18 protein-coding genes and 2 tRNA genes are annotated in these 17,755 nt (G+C 67.1%); 9 read left to right on the forward strand and 11 right to left on the reverse strand.

Going from position 1 to position 17,755, the window contains the following annotated elements; genetic code table 11:
* Positions 1–2: 2 nt before the first annotated feature.
* Positions 3–1,673, reverse strand: a complete 1,671-nt coding sequence (locus OVA31_RS01765; RefSeq protein WP_267629424.1) for a DAK2 domain-containing protein — start codon at positions 1,671–1,673, stop codon at positions 3–5.
* Between the two features lie 260 nt (positions 1,674–1,933).
* On the opposite strand from OVA31_RS01765, the gene rpmB reads away from it, so the two are divergent.
* A complete protein-coding gene (gene rpmB, locus OVA31_RS01770) occupies positions 1,934–2,125 on the forward strand; it encodes a 50S ribosomal protein L28 (protein ID WP_124706538.1) in 192 nt (63 codons plus the stop codon).
* Between the two features lie 120 nt (positions 2,126–2,245).
* Positions 2,246–3,061, forward strand: a complete 816-nt coding sequence (locus OVA31_RS01775; RefSeq protein ID WP_267629425.1) for an enoyl-CoA hydratase/isomerase family protein — start codon at positions 2,246–2,248, stop codon at positions 3,059–3,061.
* Positions 3,062–3,069: 8 nt separating this feature from the next.
* On the opposite strand, the gene OVA31_RS01780 is transcribed toward OVA31_RS01775, so the two are convergent.
* The 3 genes from OVA31_RS01780 to thiL are packed head-to-tail and all read right to left on the reverse strand — an operon-like array spanning position 3,070 to position 5,366.
* The gene (locus OVA31_RS01780) at positions 3,070–3,774 is read right to left on the reverse strand and encodes a uracil-DNA glycosylase (protein WP_267629426.1); all 705 of its coding nucleotides are present in this window, start codon (positions 3,772–3,774) and stop codon (positions 3,070–3,072) included.
* Complete coding sequence (locus tag OVA31_RS01785; protein WP_267629427.1) at positions 3,771–4,292, reverse strand: gamma carbonic anhydrase family protein; 522 nt, start codon at positions 4,290–4,292, stop codon at positions 3,771–3,773. Before OVA31_RS01785 ends, OVA31_RS01780 begins: the two co-directional genes overlap by 4 nt.
* A gap of 48 nt (positions 4,293–4,340) precedes the next feature.
* Positions 4,341–5,366 carry a thiamine-phosphate kinase gene (gene thiL / locus OVA31_RS01790; protein ID WP_267629428.1) on the reverse strand — a complete coding sequence of 342 codons (1,026 nt, stop codon included), beginning with the start codon at positions 5,364–5,366 and terminating at the stop codon, positions 4,341–4,343.
* A gap of 174 nt (positions 5,367–5,540) precedes the next feature.
* Between thiL and OVA31_RS01795 the strand changes: the two genes are divergently transcribed.
* Positions 5,541–5,786, forward strand: coding sequence for an Lrp/AsnC ligand binding domain-containing protein (locus OVA31_RS01795; RefSeq protein ID WP_164309102.1), 246 nt, complete (start codon positions 5,541–5,543; stop codon positions 5,784–5,786).
* Positions 5,787–5,847: 61 nt separating this feature from the next.
* Positions 5,848–6,435, forward strand: a complete 588-nt coding sequence (locus OVA31_RS01800) for a DUF3515 domain-containing protein (RefSeq protein ID WP_420714187.1) — start codon at positions 5,848–5,850, stop codon at positions 6,433–6,435.
* A gap of 19 nt (positions 6,436–6,454) precedes the next feature.
* Here OVA31_RS01800 and OVA31_RS01805 read toward each other — a convergent pair whose 3' ends face one another.
* Positions 6,455–7,459, reverse strand: a complete 1,005-nt coding sequence (locus OVA31_RS01805) for an NAD(P)H-dependent glycerol-3-phosphate dehydrogenase (RefSeq protein ID WP_267629429.1) — start codon at positions 7,457–7,459, stop codon at positions 6,455–6,457.
* A gap of 124 nt (positions 7,460–7,583) precedes the next feature.
* On the opposite strand from OVA31_RS01805, the gene cofC reads away from it, so the two are divergent.
* The 3 genes from cofC to OVA31_RS01820 all read left to right on the forward strand — a co-directional run bounded on the left by cofC (position 7,584) and on the right by OVA31_RS01820 (position 11,540).
* Complete coding sequence (gene cofC / locus OVA31_RS01810; RefSeq protein ID WP_267629430.1) at positions 7,584–8,324, forward strand: 2-phospho-L-lactate guanylyltransferase; 741 nt, start codon at positions 7,584–7,586, stop codon at positions 8,322–8,324.
* Positions 8,325–8,392: 68 nt separating this feature from the next.
* The gene (locus OVA31_RS01815) at positions 8,393–10,579 is read left to right on the forward strand and encodes an RNA degradosome polyphosphate kinase (protein WP_267629431.1); all 2,187 of its coding nucleotides are present in this window, start codon (positions 8,393–8,395) and stop codon (positions 10,577–10,579) included.
* A gap of 37 nt (positions 10,580–10,616) precedes the next feature.
* The gene (locus OVA31_RS01820) at positions 10,617–11,540 is read left to right on the forward strand and encodes an NUDIX hydrolase (protein WP_267629432.1); all 924 of its coding nucleotides are present in this window, start codon (positions 10,617–10,619) and stop codon (positions 11,538–11,540) included.
* A gap of 69 nt (positions 11,541–11,609) precedes the next feature.
* Here OVA31_RS01820 and OVA31_RS01825 read toward each other — a convergent pair whose 3' ends face one another.
* The 3 genes from OVA31_RS01825 to leuC form a co-directional block, all read right to left on the reverse strand.
* On the reverse strand, positions 11,610–12,209 hold the full coding sequence (locus OVA31_RS01825) for an HU family DNA-binding protein (protein ID WP_164309096.1): 600 nt from the start codon (positions 12,207–12,209) through the stop codon (positions 11,610–11,612).
* A gap of 164 nt (positions 12,210–12,373) precedes the next feature.
* Positions 12,374–12,967, reverse strand: a complete 594-nt coding sequence (gene leuD / locus OVA31_RS01830) for a 3-isopropylmalate dehydratase small subunit (protein WP_267629433.1) — start codon at positions 12,965–12,967, stop codon at positions 12,374–12,376.
* A gap of 30 nt (positions 12,968–12,997) precedes the next feature.
* Positions 12,998–14,434 (reverse strand): 3-isopropylmalate dehydratase large subunit, encoded by a 1,437-nt coding sequence (gene leuC, locus OVA31_RS01835; RefSeq protein ID WP_267629434.1) that lies wholly within the window; start codon positions 14,432–14,434, stop codon positions 12,998–13,000.
* 92 nt (positions 14,435–14,526) lie between these two features.
* Here leuC and OVA31_RS01840 point away from each other — a divergent pair, with 92 nt between their 5' ends.
* Positions 14,527–15,261 (forward strand): IclR family transcriptional regulator, encoded by a 735-nt coding sequence (locus tag OVA31_RS01840; protein WP_267629435.1) that lies wholly within the window; start codon positions 14,527–14,529, stop codon positions 15,259–15,261.
* Positions 15,262–15,331: 70 nt separating this feature from the next.
* The gene (locus OVA31_RS01845; protein WP_267629436.1) at positions 15,332–15,829 is read left to right on the forward strand and encodes a PPOX class F420-dependent oxidoreductase; all 498 of its coding nucleotides are present in this window, start codon (positions 15,332–15,334) and stop codon (positions 15,827–15,829) included.
* Positions 15,830–15,929: 100 nt separating this feature from the next.
* Here OVA31_RS01845 and OVA31_RS01850 read toward each other — a convergent pair.
* The 3 genes from OVA31_RS01850 to gltX all read right to left on the reverse strand — a co-directional run bounded on the left by OVA31_RS01850 (position 15,930) and on the right by gltX (position 17,742).
* Positions 15,930–16,002 (reverse strand) — tRNA-Glu (locus OVA31_RS01850).
* Between the two features lie 83 nt (positions 16,003–16,085).
* Positions 16,086–16,157, reverse strand: a tRNA-Gln gene (locus tag OVA31_RS01855).
* 109 nt (positions 16,158–16,266) lie between these two features.
* A complete protein-coding gene (gene gltX, locus OVA31_RS01860; RefSeq protein ID WP_267629437.1) occupies positions 16,267–17,742 on the reverse strand; it encodes a glutamate--tRNA ligase in 1,476 nt (491 codons plus the stop codon).
* Positions 17,743–17,755 lie beyond the last annotated feature (13 nt).

Below are 17,755 nucleotides of genomic sequence, written 5' to 3' on the forward strand. Positions count from 1 at the left end.
CACTATTCGACTCCGACCTGGATCAACTGGTCCGACTGTCCCGTCTGATAGACGGCGAGTTCCACACCCGGGTAACTGCGCCGCATCTGGACGCCGACCGCATCGAGGGCCGCGACGTCGACGTCGGCCCCGGCCATCACCGTGACCATCTCGCCACCGGTGGTCAGCATCAGGTCGATCAGCGCGGTGGCGGCACCGGTCTGGTCTGGCGCGATGACCAGGACGTCGGAGCCGATCAAGCCCAACACATCGCCGACCTCGCACGTACCGGCCAGCGTCATCATCTTGGCGCGGGCCCGGACCAGCGAACCCCAGCGCGTCGCGGCCGCCGCCTCCGCCATCGCGTAGGTGTCCGCGTCCGGCGATTCGGCGTCGTCGTGCACTGCCAGTGCCGAAAGGCATTGCACCATGGACGATGTCGGCAGATGAACAACCGTCCGCTGCGTCGATCGGGTCGCCGCGGTCACCGTCACCAGATCCTGGGACGCGAGCTTCCCGTTGGCCATCACCACCACATGCGCGCTGTCGGTCGCCCGGATCGCCTCGACCAACGCTTCCGGGGTGAGCCCATCGTCGGCGCGCAACACGGCGGCGCCCGCGTCGCCGAACAGATCGGCGGACCCCTCACCGGTGACCACGGCGACCACCGCACGCTTGTGGCGGGGCGGCGGCTCGGCGGAGTCGGTCTGCGCCCGAATCGCGTCGAGCGCGAAGCAGCTGATCCGGATGTCCGACACGGCACCCCGGGTGACGCCTGCCTCGACGGCCTTGCCGGGATCACATGTGTGGACGTGGACCGAGAAGCGCTCGCCGTCGCCGGCAGAGCTGTCCCCGACGATCACCACGGCATCGCCGAGTTCGTTCAGGGTCTCCCTCAATGACCCGATCTGACCACCGGCCGCACCATCGAGGAAGTACATGACCTCGAAATCCATGTCGCTGCCACCGGAACACGCATCGTTGCCCTGATGACCCGGCTCGCCCCCGCCGGTGAGGATGCCGCGGTAACGGCGGCGACGCTGGGCCACGCCGGTGAGCACCGCGACCATCGCGTCGGCGAGCGCCAGGAATCCGCGCCCGCCGGCGTCGACGACACCCGCGCTCGCCAGCTCCGGCAGTTGTTCCGGCGTTCGCTCCAACGCATCGGCACAGTCGTCGGCCACCGCCCGCGCCAGGTCACCCGCCGACTCCGAGACGTGCGCGGCCGCGGTCTCGGCGCCCACCCGGATCACGGTCAGGACCGTTCCCTCGCGGGGCTCGCTGACCGCTCGCACCGCGGCGAGCGAGCCCAGGCGGAGGCCTGCCGCCCACAGGTGGTTGAACGTCATCTGCGATCCGTCCGGCGACAACTCGGCGGCGTCGGAGAGCCCGACCAGGATCTGGGAGAGGATGATGCCGGAGTTGCCCCGCGCCTGGGCCACCGCGCCGTCGGCCATCGCGTGGGCGACGGCCGCGATCGTCGTGTCCTCCGGTACCCGATCGGCCGCATCTGCCGCGGCCCGCATGGTGAACAGCATGTTGCTACCGGTGTCCGAGTCGGGGATCGGGAAGACGTTCAGGTCGTTGATCTCGCCGCGCAGCGCCTCGAGGCCGTCGACCGCCGCGTGCGCCCAGTCCCGCAAGAGCTGCGGATTCATCGTCCGGGTGCTGACGCCGTCGAACGCCGACTCCATGAAACCCCTTACCGTTGGCCGTGGCGAAGGCCGCCCGTTGGATGTGTTCGAGGCTACTCGCGCGGGCCGACAGCAGCGTAGGGTGACCACGCGCGGGCGGGTACCCACACCGGCCTGCACAGGGTGGATTTGTCCGCGCCTGGCCAGTGCGGCTATTCTTGCAGGGTTGCCTTGCTGCAGTACCCGTCGACGCGGAGTCGCCGACGGTGGGACGAGCGGGTAGAACACGACCACTTTCATCAACACAAGGGAGTTCGACGATGGCTGCCGTCTGCGATATCTGCGGCAAGGGACCGGGCTTCGGCAAGTCGGTTTCGCACTCGCACCGGCGCACGAACCGCCGGTGGAACCCGAACATTCAGTCGGTGCGCGTCGAGGTCGCGCCGGGGAACCGCAAGCGTAAGAACGTGTGCACCTCCTGCCTGAAGGCGGGCAAGACCGCACGCGTCTGATCGTCGGGCGGCGACGCCCACATCGATCGAACCGATCTTCACGCTGAGCCCGACACCGAGCGAGCATTCGCTCGCCCTGGTGTCGGGTCTTTGTGCGTTCGGCGATAGAGTCTGCAGATCATGACCGCAGAGCCTATGACCGAAGCCGCAGAATCCCTCGTCACGCAGGACGGTTCCGTCCTCACGATCGCCGTGTCCACCCCTGCTGCGGGCAATTCGCTCGCCGACGATGCGATGCTCGCCGGAGCCGCGGCCCTGCGCGAAGTGGCGCGCGGCGAACGCGAGGTCGGCGCCGTCCTGCTCGTCGGTACCGGCAACAACTTCTGCGCGGGCGGCAACGTCAAAGCGTTCGCCTCCGCCGACCAGCGGCCGACGTATCTTCGCGAGATCGCCGACAACTTCCACGCCTTCGTCGGCGCACTGTACGAGGCCAATCGCCCGGTCGTCGCCGCGGTCAAGGGATGGGCGGCGGGCGCCGGGATGAGCATCGTCCTGCACGCCGACGTTGCGGTCGGCGGAGCATCGACCCGCATGCGCCCCGCCTACCGCGGCATCGGCCTGTCTCCCGACGGCGGGATGACGTGGACCCTTCCCCGGATCGTCGGTCCCGCTCGTGCGCGTCATCTCATCCTCACCGATCAGGTCATCGACGCCGAGCAGGCGCTCGCGTGGGGCCTGCTGTCCGACGTCGTCGACGATGCCGAGGTCGAGTCGTCCGCCCGGGCGGCAGCGGACAAGATCGCCGCAGGCCCGTGGCAGTCGGACGCCAACACCCGCGAGCTCCTGTGGCGATCGGCGAACACATCCCTCACCGAGCATCTCTCCGCCGAGGCCAGGTCGATCTCCACGCTGTCGGGAACCGTCGAGGGCATCGAGGGCGTCGACGCATTCGTCGCCAAGCGCAAGCCCGATTTCGCCGCCGCCCGCAAGTCCTGACGGGGCGATCAGACCGGCAGGCGCCAGTCGACGGGTTCGGCACCCAACTCCTCGAGCGCCTCGTTGGCGCGACTGAACGGCCGCGACCCGAAGAAGCCCCGGCTCGCCGACAACGGGGACGGGTGCGCCGACTCGATCACCGGGACGTCGGGCAGCCATTGTTTGAGGCTGCCCGCGTCCCGGCCCCACAGGATGGCGACCAGCGGCTCGGCGTCCCGCGCGACGAGGGCCTTGATGGCGCATTCGGTCACCTGCTCCCACCCTTTGCCCCGGTGCGACGCCGGCTCGCCCGGCGACACCGTCAGCACCCGATTCAGCAGCAGCACACCCGATTTCGCCCACGGCGTGAGGTCTCCGTTGGCCGGCATCGGATAACCGAGGTCCTCGTTGTACTCGCGGTAGATGTTGGCCAGGGATCGTGGGATGGGTGAGACGTCCTGGGCCACCGAGAAGCTCAGCCCGACGGCGTGACCCGGCGTCGGGTACGGGTCCTGGCCCACGATCAGCACCCGGACGTCGTCGAACGGCTGAGTGAAGGCCCGCAACACGTTTGCACCCGCGGGGAGATAACCGCGGCCTGCGGCGTTCTCCTCGCGCAGGAACTGCCCCATCGCCGAGATGACCGGCTCCACCGGCGTCAGCGCCGTCGCCCAGCCGGGATCGATCAACTCCGACAACGGTTTCGGCGAGGACCCCGCCCCGGCCGCGGTCACCCGATCCTCCGCAACGCGTCACGGAAGTACTTGCCGTTCTGGAAGTACATCTCCACGTTGAGATCCACGTGCCCCTCCGGGACCTCATATCCCGCACGGACCTTCGCGGGTACCCCGAGTGCCATCGACCTCTCCGGGACCTCGAACTTGAACGGCACCACCGCGCCCGCTCCGACGATGGCGCCGGACCCGATCATCGAGCCGTTCAGGACAACCGAGCCCGACGCGATCAGGCAGTGGTCGCCGATCGTCGCGCCCTCGATGTGCGCGTTGTGGCCCACCACGCACTCCTCGCCGATCACCGTCGCGTCGATCGGGGTGCAATGGATGATGGTGCCGTCCTGGATGTTGGTGCGGCGACCGATCGTGATGGTTCCCGAATCGCCACGCAGGACGGCGCCGGGCCAGACGGAGACGCCGTCGGCGAGGGTCACGTCGCCTATCACCGTGGCATCCGGATGGATGTAGACGTCGTCACCGATGGTGGGTTCGCGGTCGCCGAGTGCGTAGATAGCCATGCACCGAATCTAAACATCCGCCCCGGCAGGGACGTCGTCAGGCGTCCGTCAATCCCCGAACGACTGCCACCCGTGCAGTCCGCTCACCACGCGACCATCCACCCGCACCCCGCTTCCCAGACCGACGTCGCCGATCCGGGTCCAGCCGGGCGGCAGGACACCCGAGGGGAAGGCGGCCAACAGTTCGTGGTCCTCGCCGCCGGTCAGCTTCCACTCTTGTGGGTCCATGCCGAGCGCCGCCGCCGCACCGTGCACTGCTGCGTCCGTGGGGATCCGGTCGGTCTGCACGTCCAGCGCGACGCCGGCCGCCGTCGCCATGGTGATCAGTTCCTCGATCAGACCGTCGGAGATGTCGGTCATCGCATGCGCCCCGGCCCGGGCTGCCGCCGGGCCCTGCGTGAGATCGGGCGACGGCAGCCGGTACGCGGCCAGGAGTGTCGGGAACTCGTCGAGATGACCGGCGTCTCCACGGGAGTCGGCGTCGACCAGCAGAGCCAGACCGGCGGCACTTGCCCCCAGAGCGTGTCCGGTCACCGCGAGCACGTCGCCGGGTCGAGCACCACCCACGACGATCGGGACGGCGCCGTCGAGGGCCCCCACCGCGGTGACGCCGAGGACGACCTGATCGGCCGCCACCAGGTCACCCCCGAGAACCCGTCCCCCGATGCGGTGAGCGGTCTCGACGATCCCGGCGTTGAGGTCGAGAACGGTCCCGACCGTGGTGTCGGGAGGGCAGCCGATGGACACGACGATCCCGGTGGTGCGGCCGCCCATGGCGGCGATGTCGGCGGCACTCTGGATCACCGCACGAGCGCCGACCGTGCGCGCATGCGACCAGTCGAACCGGAAATGTCGTCCCTGTACGGCGGTGTCGGTGCTGATCACGGTCGGGCCGGCGGTGTCGATCACGGCTGCGTCGTCGCCCGAGCCGATGACGATGTCATGGCCTGCGAGCGGCCCGACCGAGTCGTCGGCGAGAGCCGCGCGGGTGAGTTCGGTGATCAGACGCCGTTCGCCGACCTCACCGACGGTGCGGGACCGATCCACCGGGTCCCCGGCCCTTCCGACGGTCACGGCGTCTCCTCGGTCTCTGAGTCGCGCTTGGACGGGGTTGTCAGCGACAATATGGCGACAGTGTATTGGCTCGCCGGTACGTCACTGCGCCGTGCGGTCGTTCGCGACTCACGACGTCGGGGGCCTGCGCGGGTCGAATAGCGGGATCCCGGCCGGGGTCGCGTCGACGAGAGGATGGGCGTGGTTCAGGCATACATACTGATCCAGACCGAGGTCGGACGGGCCGCGCTTGCCGCGGCGACGATTGCGGAGATCTCCGGCGTCGCCTCGTCCGAGGAGGTCAGCGGTCCGTACGACGTCATCGTCCGAGTCGACGCGGCCGACGCCACGCACCTCACCGACGACGTCGTGCCGCAGATCCAGAAGGTCGACGGCATCACCCGCACCCTGACCTGCCCGGTGGTGCAGAGCACGCACTGAGCCCGAGCCGTCCCGTCGCATGCGCCTGCGAACGGGACCGGCGCGAGGGCGCACTAGGGTGTTGGACGTGACCGAGGAGAGCAAGCCCGACGGTGCACCCGACGAGGTGGAGGGCACGGCGGCCGACAACGTCGAAACTCGTTACGGCACCGGTCCGCGCCTGAGCCCGGCGTTGATCGCGACGCTGGTCGCCGTCCCGGTCATGGTCATCATCGGTTTCATCACGTTCGCCGCGCTGCGCCCCGACGACACCACGCCCATCGAGTCCTATGCGACCGGGGAATCGGCCCCGGCCGACTGCGGGAAGCTGATCGCGGCGTTGCCGCAGACGTTCGACGGGTTCGGCGACAAACAGGTCGACGGCACCACCGTGAGATGGCCTGCCGACGGTGACGGGGATGCGGTGACCTTGCGGTGCGGCATATCCCGGCCGTCCGAGCTGTCCCCGACGAGCAACCTGCAGGTGATCAATCCGGTGCAGTGGTTCATCACCGACACCGTCGAGGGCTCGGGTCAGGCCTACGTCTGCGTCGATCATCGTCCCTACGTGGCGATGTGGATACCGGCCAATGCCGGGAACGGACCGATCACAGATGTATCCGCGGTGATCGAACGTACCCTGCCGCGCGGCCCGCTCGACTTCGGCTGATCCGGAACCCGGTCGAAACTCAGTCGTAGATCTCGGGTTTGGTGCTGCGGCCGAGCAGGGAGCTGATCGCGTCGGCGACCGACAGCCCACTGTGACAGACCTGGTGGACCGCATCGGTCAGTGGCATCTCGACGTCGAACTTGTCGGCCAGGGCGCGCACCGAGGTGCACGACTTGACGCCCTCGGCCACCTGGCCGTGGGTCGCCTCCTGCGCTTCGGTGAGTGACAGACCCTCACCGAGCCGGGCGCCGAACGTCCGGTTGCGTGACAACGGGGACGAACACGTGGCGACCAGATCGCCGATCCCCGCCAGGCCGGCGAGCGTCTCGATCTGCGCACCGACGGCGACCCCCAGGCGGATGGTCTCCGCGAGGCCGCGGGTGATGATCGTCGCCAGGGTGTTCTGTCCGAATCCCACTCCGCTGGCCATCCCGCAGGCGAGCGCGATGACGTTCTTCACCGCCCCGCCGATCTCGCAGCCGACCACATCGGTGTTCGTGTAGGGCCGGAAGTATCCGGTGTTGAAAGAATGCTGCAGGTCTCGTGCGCGTCGCTCGTCGGTGCACGCGATCACCGTGGCCGCAGGCTGGCCCTCGGCCACCTCGCGTGCCAGATTGGGCCCCGACAACACCGCCACCTGTCCGGCCGGAACGCCGGAGACCTCGGCGATCACCTCGCTCATCCGGAGCAGGGTGCTCGTCTCGACCCCCTTGGCGAGCGAGACGTAGGTGGTCTCCGGTGTCACATGCGGCAGCCATTCGGTCAGGTTCGCGCGCAGCGACTGGGACGGCACCGCGCACACCACCACATCGGCGCCCGCCAGGGCGTCGGGAATCGAACTCGTCGCGAACAGCTGGTCGGGCAACGTGATGCCCGGGAGATAGTCGACATTCGTGTGATCGCTGTTGATCCGATCGGCCAGTTCCGGGCGCCGGGCCCAGATGGTCGTGTCCGTACCCGCATCGACCAGCACCTTCGCCGTGGCCGTCCCCCACGACCCGGCACCCATCACCACCGCACGCACGACCACTCCTTCGCCGACCACCACTGCCGCCCTCAGCCTAGTGCGTGGGACGCCGGGCCCGACGACGAATCCTTTGTGGGGTGCCCGTGACCACCCCGGTCCACGGGTCGGCATCATGGAGTCCATGGACACGCCATCGCATCCGAATCCGGGCGGTCGCGGCCTGGGTGATGTCGTCGCGGTGATGGCGGTCAAGCGCCTCGAACAGGCCAAGACACGTCTTGCCGCGAGCCGGGAGCCCGGTCACGGTCCCCTGCACCATGCTCTCGTGCTGGCGATGATGGCCGACACCGTCGAGGCCGTCGAGGCCGCGGGAATCGGGCGCGTCATCGTGATCAGCCCCGACGATGCCGTGCTGGCCGCAGCGGGCGCCGCGGGTGCCGTCGGTGTCCGCGAACCGTCCGACTCCGGGTCGAGCGGGGTGACGCGACTGAATCTCGCGTTCGCGCATGCCACGACGGTGGCGCGTGATCGATGGCCGACCGCCGCGCGGGTGATGTTCGTCCAGGCCGATCTGCCCGCAGCCGGTGCCGGGAGCCTCCGGGAGGTGATCGCCGCCGCCGCAGCCCACCCGCACGCCGTGCTCACCGATCGCGACGGCAGTGGCACCACCATCCTCCTGCGCGACACGTCCGTCGCCGGCCCACCCCATTTCGGTCCGGATTCTGCTGCGGCACACCGCAAGTCAGGTGCTGTCGAGATCGACCCACAGCACGAGCGGTGGCCCGACCTGCGCACCGACGTCGACACCGCCGAGGATCTCGAGGTCGCACGATCCCTCGGTCTGGGCCCGCACACCCTGGCGGCGCTCGAGGACCGGGAGTTCTCCGCCGACGACACTGTCCCGATCGGTAACGGCAACTGACCTGTGCAGCGGACAGGCCGCCACCGGGCAGACGTGTCAGGGCACGGCCGATGCGTCATGATTGAACGGTGAGCCCCGCCGACGACATCGCCACCCAACCGATCACGTCCATCCCCGGTGCGCCCCCGGCCGCGACGTTGCTTCCCGACGAGTCCGCGGACCTGCCCGATGACCGCTACCTCAATCGCGAACTGAGCTGGCTCGATTTCAACTCGCGAGTGCTCGCGCTGGCCGAGGACGTATCGATGCCGTTGCTCGAGCGCGCGAAATTCCTCGCGATCTTCTCGTCCAACCTCGACGAGTTCTTCATGGTCCGCGTCGCCGGACTCAAGCGGCGTGACGAGACCGGACTCTCCGTGCGTTCCGCCGACGGTCTGTCGCCACGCGAACAGTTGCTGCGGATCGCCGGGCGCACCCAGACCATCGCCGACCGGCACGCCCGGGTCTTCCTCGACTCGGTTCGCCCGAACCTGGCGGAGAACGACATCCACGTCGTCACCTGGGCGGAACTGAACGACGACGAGAAGGCCCGTCTCGTCGATCATTTCCACGAGGACGTGTTCCCGGTCCTCACCCCGCTGGCGGTCGACCCGGCGCATCCGTTCCCCTACATCAGCGGATTGTCGCTCAATCTGGCGGTCACCGTGAAGGATCGAGCGGAGGGCGGCGAACACTTCGCGCGTGTGAAGGTGCCCGACAACGTGAATCGCTTCGTTCGCGTCGACCGGCTGATGCGGCGGGGCTCCGGCTCATCGAAGGACTCCGACCAGCGGGCCATGTTCCTGCCGTTGGAGACGTTGATCGCGGCCAACCTCGAACACCTCTTCCCCGGCATGGAAATCGTTGAACACCATGTCTTCCGGATCACCCGCAACGCCGACTTCGAGGTCGAAGAGGACCGTGACGAAGACCTGCTGCAGGCGCTCGAACGCGAACTCGCACGCCGGCGCTTCGGTTCACCCGTGCGACTCGAGGTGGCCGACGACATGAGTGAGCACATGCTCGAACTCCTGTTGCGCGAACTCGATGTGAATCCCGCCGATGTCATCCAGGTGCCCGGTCTCCTGGACCTGTCATGCCTGTTCGAGATCCACGGGCTCGATCGTCCGCATCTCAAGGACCGTCCCTTCGTCCCCGCCACCCATCCGGCCTTCGGCGAGCGCGAGACGCCCAAGAGTGTGTTCTCGACGTTGCGCGAGGGCGACGTGCTCGTGCACCACCCGTACGACTCCTTCTCCACCAGCGTTCAACGATTCATCGAACAGGCCGCCGCCGACCCTCAGGTGCTCGCGATCAAGCAGACCCTGTATCGCACATCCGGTGATTCACCGATCGTCAACGCGCTGATCGATGCCGCCGAGGCCGGCAAACAGGTCGTCGCACTGGTGGAGATCAAGGCGCGCTTCGACGAGCAGGCGAACATCAAGTGGGCCAGACAGCTCGAGCAGGCGGGTGTGCACGTGGTCTACGGCCTCGTCGGGTTGAAGACACACTGCAAGACGTGCCTCGTGGTCCGTCGCGAGGGATCGGTGATCCGTCGCTATTGCCACATCGGCACCGGCAACTACAACCCGAAGACCGCGCGACTGTACGAGGACGTGGGTTTGTTCACCGCCGCACCCGACATCGGCGCCGACCTCACCGACCTCTTCAACACCCTGACCGGCTACTCGCGAAAGATGGAGTACCGCAACATCCTGGTCGCCCCGCACGGCATCCGGTCCGGGATCATCGCCCGGATCGACGCCGAGATCGAACGACACCGGCAAGGCGACACCCGCGCGCTGATCCAGCTCAAGGCCAACGCACTCGTCGACGAACAGGTGATCGACGCCCTGTATCGGGCCTCCCAGAGTGGTGTTCCGGTCGAGATCGTGGTGCGCGGCATCTGTGCGCTCCGTCCCGGAATGGCCGGGATCAGCGACAACATAGTGGTGCGCTCGATTCTGGGGCAATTCCTGGAACATTCACGAATACTGTATTTCGGTGCCCAGAACGAATACTGGATCGGCAGTGCCGACATGATGCACCGCAATCTCGATCGTCGTGTCGAGGTCATGGTCCAGGTCCGCGACGAGCGCCTCACCTCCGAACTCGGCGACATGTTCGCCTCCGCACTCGACCCGCGCACGCGGTGCTGGGTGCTCAATTCGGACGGGAGCTGGGTCGCCTCACCGGCCGAAGGAGAAGAGGTGCGCGACCACCAACGTCAGATGATCCGACGCAATCGTCGCCGACCGGACCCGAATCCGTAACCGTTCTCGCAACATCGAACCCCTAGGATTCGTGTCGATGTCGAAGACAACGAAGACGGTCTGGGCTGCCGGCGGCGTCCTGTGGCGCCCGACTCGCGACGGGCAGGTCGAGGTCGCACTGGTCCACCGACCCGACTATGACGACTGGACCCTGCCCAAGGGAAAGATCGACGCGGGCGAGACCTTGATCGCGACCGCTGCGCGCGAGATCCGCGAGGAGACAGGACAGCAGGCCCGGCTGGGGCGGCACCTGCGCGACGTCGGATATGTGCTGCCGAACGGCAACCGCAAGCGCGTGCGGTACTGGGCAGCACGGGCCCTCGGCGGCGAGTTCGAACCCAGCCACGAGGTGGACGAACTCCGCTGGCTCGACATGGCCACCGCCACCGAAAAATTGAGCTATCGACTGGATCGGGCGATTCTCACCGAGTTCGACAGACTCCCCACCGACGTCCACACGCTGCTGCTCGTCCGCCACGCGCGGGCCGGGCGGAGGTCGCGCTACAAGGGCGACGACCGGCTGCGGCCACTGGATCGCACGGGCCGCCACGAGGCCCGCCAACTGGCCGGCTTGCTCGAGACCTTCGGGGCCGAGCGACTACACGCGGCCGATCGGGTCCGATGCGAGCAGACCCTCGCACCGCTGGCGCACGATCTCGGGGTCGTGACGGTCCCCGAACCCGCGCTGTCCGAAGAGGCCTACCTGGCCGACCCGCAGCGGGCACACCAACGCATCCGTGAGATCGCCTGGGACACCTCGGCCATCCACGCGGTCTGCAGTCAGGGCAAGGTCATCCCGCCGATGATGCGATGGTGGTCCGATCAGGATGGCATCACCCTGCCGCCCAAACGCAATCGCAAGGCCAGTGTCTGGGTGCTGTCGATCCACCAGGGGCAACTGCTCGCCGCCGACCACATCGACAGTCCACTGGCGCACACCGACATCGACGTCGAGTCCTGACCCGGACACACATCAGCCCCCGACGGGGGAAGAACGTCGGAGGCTGATGTCGGGATGACTCGGGACGCCTCAGCGTCGTGTGGCCTTCTTGGCCGGAGCCTTCTTGGCTGCGGTCTTCTTGGCCGGAGCCTTCTTCGCCGGAGCCTTCTTGGCCGGAGCCTTCTTGGCCGCGGTCTTCTTGGCGGGCGCCGCCTTCTTCGCCGGAGCCTTCTTGGCCGCGGTCTTCTTGGCGGGCGCCGCCTTCTTCGCCGGCGCCGCCTTCTTGGCCGGGGTGGCCTTCTTGGCCGCGGTCTTCTTGGCCGGGGTGGCCTTCTTCGCCGCGGTCTTCTTCGCCGGGGCCGCCGCGGCACCGCTGCCACGCTTCACCGCCGGACCGGACGAGGCGAGCTTCTGCTTGCCCGCGACGACTGCCTTGAACTGCGCTCCCGGCCGGAACGCGGGAACCGAAGTGGCACGCACCTTCACGGTCTCACCGGTGCGCGGGTTGCGGGCGACGCGTGGGGCGCGCCTCCGCTTCTCGAACACGCCGAAGCCGGTGATGGTGACACTCTCACCCTTGTTCACCGCGCGCACGATCGTGTCGACGACAAGCTCGACAGCGGCAGTCGCAGTCTTGCGATCCGCATCCAGCTTCTTGGTCAGCTCATCGATGAGCTCTGCCTTGTTCATTGAAAACCTCCGCAAGCTGATCTGACCCATCTGTAAAGTCAGCTATCTCCACACGGTAAACGTCCAATTCGAAAACGTCCATCTTCCACGCCAATTAACCAGGCATGTTGCGAAATCGAAAGCAGCAATCGCTTTCCGGGGAGGCGGTTCCCAGGCCGCGAATTTCAGCTGTCGAGGGTGACCGGCTTGAAGCGAGGACGCGAGGTCTCGAACTCAGAAATCGCTTCTACCTGGCGTAATGTCAGGCCGATGTCGTCCAGGCCCTCCATCAGACGCCATCTCGTGTAGTCATCAATTGCCAACGGCACCACAAGGTCTGCCGCGGTGATCGTCCGATCGGCAAGACTGACCGTCAGTTCCAGGCCCGGCTGCTCTTCGAGCCGTTTCCACAGCAGTTCGACGTCCGACTGCTCCACCTGGGCGGCGACCAGGCCCGCCTTGCCGGCGTTGCCGCGGAAGATGTCTGCGAACCGCGACGAGATCACGACCCGAAAGCCGAAGTCCGACAGAGCCCAGACCGCGTGCTCACGAGACGATCCGGTACCGAAATCGGGACCGGCTACCAGAATCGAGCCGCGGCTCCACGGCTCGTTGTTGAGGATGAAGTCCGGGTCGGCGCGCCACCCGGCGAAGAGACCGTCCTCAAAACCTGTGCGGGTCACCCGCTTCAGGTAGACGGCCGGGATGATCTGGTCGGTGTCGACATTGCTGCGGCGCAGCGGCACACCGATCCCGGTGTGAGTGATGATGGGGTCCATGGTCCGATTCCGATCTGAGGAGTGGGGCGGTCAGGCGAGATCCGTGGGAGCGGAGAGCGTGCCTCGAATGGCCGTGGCCGCGGCCACGGCCGGTGAGACCAGGTGAGTTCGACCACCCTTACCCTGCCGCCCTTCGAAGTTGCGATTCGATGTCGATGCGCATCGCTCCCCGGGGGAGAGCTGATCCGGGTTCATTCCCAGGCACATCGAGCAACCGGCCTGCCGCCAATCGGCGCCGGCGGCGGTGAAGATCTCACCGAGACCTTCGTCTTCGGCCTGTGCCCGCACGCGCATCGATCCCGGAACGATGAGCATCCGCATGCCGTCGGCGACCTTGCGACCCTTGAGGACATCGGCCACCGCACGCAGATCCTCGATGCGGCCGTTGGTGCACGACCCGACGAACACGGTGTCGACCTTCACGTCCCGCAAGGGCATTCCCGGCTTCAGGTCCATGTACTCGAGCGCGCGACGTGCCGCGCTCGCAGCGTTCTCATCGGCGATCTCGGCCGGATCCGGCACGCGCGCGGCCAGCGGCAGACCCTGCCCGGGGTTGGTCCCCCACGTGACGAACGGCGTCAATTGCGTGGCATCGATGTGGACTTCGGCGTCGAATTCGGCACCGGCGTCGGTCCGCAGACTGTCCCAGTACGCGACGGCGTAATCCCATTGCGAACCAGTCGGCGCGTTGGGCCTGCCCTTCAAGAACTCGTAGGTCACCTGGTCCGGCGCGATCATGCCGGCACGTGCGCCCGCCTCGATCGACATGTTGCAGATCGTCATTCGTGCTTCCATCGAGAGCTTCTCGATGGCCGATCCCCGGTACTCGAGGACGTAGCCCTGGCCACCACCGGTGCCGATCTCCGCGATGACAGCGAGGATCAGATCCTTGCTCGTCACCCCCGGCGGCAGTTCGCCGTCGACGGTGATCGCCATCGTGCGGAACGGGCGCAACGAAAGTGTCTGAGTGGCCAGCACGTGCTCGACCTCGGAGGTACCGATTCCCATTGCCAGGGCACCGAATGCGCCGTGCGTCGAGGTATGGCTGTCTCCGCACACCACGGTCATCCCGGGCTGCGTCAGTCCGAGCTGCGGACCGACGACGTGCACGATGCCCTGTTCCGCATCGCCCATCGGATGCAGACGGATGCCGAACTCTTCGCAGTTGCGGCGCAACGTCTCCACCTGGGTGCGCGAGACCTCGTCGGCGATCGGCTTGAAGATGTCGACCGTCGGAACGTTGTGGTCTTCGGTGGCGATGGTCAGGTCGGGCCGACGCACCGGTCGGTCCGCGAGACGGAGACCCTCGAATGCCTGCGGACTGGTCACCTCGTGGACGAGGTGGAGGTCGATGTAGATGAGGTCGGGATTGCGATTCCCGGACGCGTCTTCTTCGCCGCGCACGACGACGTGGTCATCCCACACCTTTTCGGCGAGAGTACGCGGTGTGTTTGGGCTGTAACTCATGGCTGTACTCGCATCTGTTCGGATCGTCACGGCACGCCCACCCGTTTCCGCGTCGACGTGCATCTCACTATTTGGAACGCTAGTATCGTCCTATGGGAAAGGATAACGCATCGGTGCCCAGCAGTGGAATCGGTGTCCTCGACAAATCGGTGATCGTTCTGCGGGCCATCGCCGAGGCGCCCCGCAACCTGACCGAATTGTGTGATCGCACCGGTCTTCCGCGGGCGACGGCGCACCGCCTCGCGGTCGGGCTCGAGACACACCGTCTGCTCGCGCGCAATGCCGCCGGACGCTGGTATCCCGGTCCCGCACTGAGCGAACTCGCGGCATCGGCGCACGATCCGGTTCACGAGGCCGCGTTGATGGTACTGCCGCGCCTGCGCGAGATCACCGGCGAATCGGTACAGCTCTACCGCCGTGAGGGTGCCGAACGTGTCTGTATCGCCGCCATGGAACCACTGACCGGTCTCCGCGACACCGTTCCGGTCGGCACCCGGTTCCCGATGAGTGCCGGCTCGGCCGCGAAGGTCCTGCTCGCGTGGGCCGAACCCGGTACCCAGCGGGCGCTGCTGCACGACAGCGTCTTCGGAGAACGCGCATTGCACGAGATCCGGCGCCGGGGGTGGGCGCAGAGCGCCGGGGAACGGGCGGCCGGAGTGGCGAGCGTCTCGGCGCCGGTGCGCGACGCGACCGGCGAGGTGGTCGCCGCGATCTCGGTGTCCGGGCCGATCGACCGGATGGGTCGTCGCCCCGGAGCACGATGGGCCGCCGATCTTCTCGCTGCGGCGGACGCGATCCACAAACGACTGCAGCCCACACGTGGCTGAACAGGGGGCCGTGGCCGTCCGCCCGCCGATCGCCTGCACGCCGTGGCAGCCGGTCGGTTAGCGTCAGACCATGGGAGTCAATCAGCGCAATCAGATCGTCATGTCCGAGACCGAGATCAGTGAATTCGTCACGAACGGGAGAACCGCGACGCTCGCGACCACCGGTTCGGACGGGAGCATTCATCTCGTCGCCATGTGGTACGGCGTGGTCGACGGCGAGATCTGGTTCGAGACCAAGGCCAAGTCCCAGAAGGCGGTCAACCTACGACGCAACAGTCGATGTTCGGTCCTGATCGAGGATGGCGACACCTACGACACATTGCGTGGCGTCTCCTTCGAAGGGACCGCGGAGATCCTCGACGATCCGGATTCCTGCATGAAGGTCGGGATCAGTGTGTGGGAGCGCTACACGGCCCCGTACACCGAGGAGTCACGTCCGTTCGTCGAGCAGATGATGAACAAACGAGTCGCGGTCCGCATCGTGCCGGGACGCATCCGGTCGTGGGACCACCGCAAACTCGGGCTGCCCGAGATGCCCGTCGCCGGGAGCACCGCGCCCGGGGCGTGACGCGCGAATCCGGAGGACCGGAGACTGCCGCCCCGACATTCTGACGCAAAGAGACCCCCTCTCCTGCTTCATTGCAGGTGAGGGGGTCTCTTTGTTCTTGTAGCCCCGACGGGATTCGAACCCGCGCTACCGCCTTGAGAGGGCGGCGTCCTAGGCCGCTAGACGACGGGGCCAGGAACTGAGTGTTCAGTTGTACGTGCTCACTGTGAATCTACGGGATACGGCCTCGATTCGAGGTCGGCCACCCGAGGACTCGCTGGGGTACCAGGACTCGAACCTAGAATGGCGGTACCAGAAACCGCTGTGTTGCCAATTACACCATACCCCAAGGTTTTCCCTTCCCGGCTGGCCGGACTCGCCGCCCGGCCGGTCCGAAAAGGACCGAGGAGAAGAGTACCGAGGGGCACCCTCGGATCACAAATCGCCAGGTCAGGGCACTAGCTCGGCACGGTTTCGCGAGCGGCGGCGAGGCGCGCAAGGCTCTTGTCGCGGCCGAGCAGCTCCATCGATTCGAAGAGCGGCGGGCTCACCTGGGAGCCGGTCACGGCAACACGGACGGGACCGAACGCCTTGCGCGGTTTGAGTCCGAGCGTGTCGACCAGCGCCTTCTTCAGGGCTTCCTCGATCTGCGGCCCCGTCCATGCCGGGAGCCCGTCCAGCGCGGCGACCGCGGCATCGAGGACCTCACCGGCGTCGGCGCCGAGATTCTTGGCCGCCGATTTCTCGTCGATGACGAAGTCGGCGTCGGAGACATACAGGAACGACATCAGCGCCCAGGCGTCCCCGAGGACCTGGATGCGTGTCTGCACCAACTCGGCGAGCGCGGTGAACGACGCGTCATCGATCGGCTCGCCCAGCTTGCCGTGCACGATGAGGTAGTCCTTCAAGCGGGCAGCGAAGTCGCCGAGCTCCAGAGCACGGATGTGTTCGGCATTGATCGCGTCGGCCTTCTTCTGGTCGAACCGGGCGGGGTTCGAATTGACCTGACGCACATCGAAAGCCGCGATCATCTCGTCGAGCGAGAAGACGTCGGTCTCATGGGAATAGCCCCAGCCGAGGAGGGCGAGATAGTTCAGCAGCCCCTCGGGGATGAATCCGCGGTCACGATGGTGGAACAGGTTCGACTCCGGATCACGCTTGGACAGTTTCTTGTTGCCCTCCCCCATCACGAACGGCAGATGCCCGAACTCCGGGACACGGTCGGCGATCCCGATCCGGGTCAACGCCTCGTAGAGCGCGATCTGCCGGGGCGTCGAGGAGAGCAGATCCTCGCCCCGCAACACGTGGGTGATCTTCATCATCGCGTCGTCGACCGGATTGACCAGCGTGTACAGCGGATCGCCGGTCGCCCGGGTGAGAGCGAAGTCGGGGACCGTGCCGGCCTTGATCGTCGTGGTGCCACGGACCAAGTCGTCCCACACCAGGTCGTGATCCGGCATCCGCAGGCGGACAACGGGTTTGCGCCCTTCGTCGGCCAAGGCGGCGCGCTGCTCGTCGGTCAGGTCGCGGTCGAAGTTGTCATAGCCGAGTTTGGGATCGCGGCCCGCCGCACGGTGGCGCGCCTCGACCTCTTCGGGTGTCGAGTAGGCCTCGTAGGCCTCTCCCGCGGCCAGCAGTTGCGCGACCACGTCGAGGTGGGTCGCGCGGCGCTCCGACTGCCGGTACGGGCCATAGGGCCCGCCGACCTCGGGGCCCTCGTCCCACTCGAGCCCGAGCCACCGCAGCGCGTCGAGGATCGCGGCGTAGGACTCCTCACTGTCGCGCGCGGCGTCGGTGTCCTCGATCCGGAACACGAACGTGCCGCCGTCGTGACGGGCCTGGGCGAAGTTGAACAATGCCGTCCGGGCGAGACCGACATGCGGAGTTCCGGTCGGGGACGGGCAGAAACGGACGCGCACATCGGAGCCACTCATGGAGGTCAGCGTA

This window comes from Gordonia sp. SL306, assembly GCF_026625785.1.
In the GTDB taxonomy this organism is placed as follows: domain Bacteria; phylum Actinomycetota; class Actinomycetes; order Mycobacteriales; family Mycobacteriaceae; genus Gordonia.

Bases quoted from the DNA above. Each gene is read 5' to 3' on its own strand.
- OVA31_RS01765 (WP_267629424.1), bottom strand. From the start codon at position 1,673: ATGGAGTCGGCGTTCGACGGCGTCAGCACCCGGACGATGAATCCGCAG.
- rpmB (WP_124706538.1), top strand. From the start codon at position 1,934: ATGGCTGCCGTCTGCGATATCTGCGGCAAGGGACCGGGCTTCGGCAAG.
- OVA31_RS01775 (WP_267629425.1), top strand. From the start codon at position 2,246: ATGACCGCAGAGCCTATGACCGAAGCCGCAGAATCCCTCGTCACGCAG.
- OVA31_RS01785 (WP_267629427.1), bottom strand. From the start codon at position 4,292: ATGGCTATCTACGCACTCGGCGACCGCGAACCCACCATCGGTGACGAC.
- OVA31_RS01795 (WP_164309102.1), top strand. From the start codon at position 5,541: ATGGGCGTGGTTCAGGCATACATACTGATCCAGACCGAGGTCGGACGG.
- cofC (WP_267629430.1), top strand. From the start codon at position 7,584: ATGGACACGCCATCGCATCCGAATCCGGGCGGTCGCGGCCTGGGTGAT.
- OVA31_RS01820 (WP_267629432.1), top strand. From the start codon at position 10,617: ATGTCGAAGACAACGAAGACGGTCTGGGCTGCCGGCGGCGTCCTGTGG.
- OVA31_RS01825 (WP_164309096.1), bottom strand. From the start codon at position 12,209: ATGAACAAGGCAGAGCTCATCGATGAGCTGACCAAGAAGCTGGATGCG.
- leuD (WP_267629433.1), bottom strand. From the start codon at position 12,967: ATGGACCCCATCATCACTCACACCGGGATCGGTGTGCCGCTGCGCCGC.
- leuC (WP_267629434.1), bottom strand. From the start codon at position 14,434: ATGAGTTACAGCCCAAACACACCGCGTACTCTCGCCGAAAAGGTGTGG.
- OVA31_RS01840 (WP_267629435.1), top strand. From the start codon at position 14,527: ATGGGAAAGGATAACGCATCGGTGCCCAGCAGTGGAATCGGTGTCCTC.
- OVA31_RS01845 (WP_267629436.1), top strand. From the start codon at position 15,332: ATGGGAGTCAATCAGCGCAATCAGATCGTCATGTCCGAGACCGAGATC.
- gltX (WP_267629437.1), bottom strand. From the start codon at position 17,742: ATGAGTGGCTCCGATGTGCGCGTCCGTTTCTGCCCGTCCCCGACCGGA.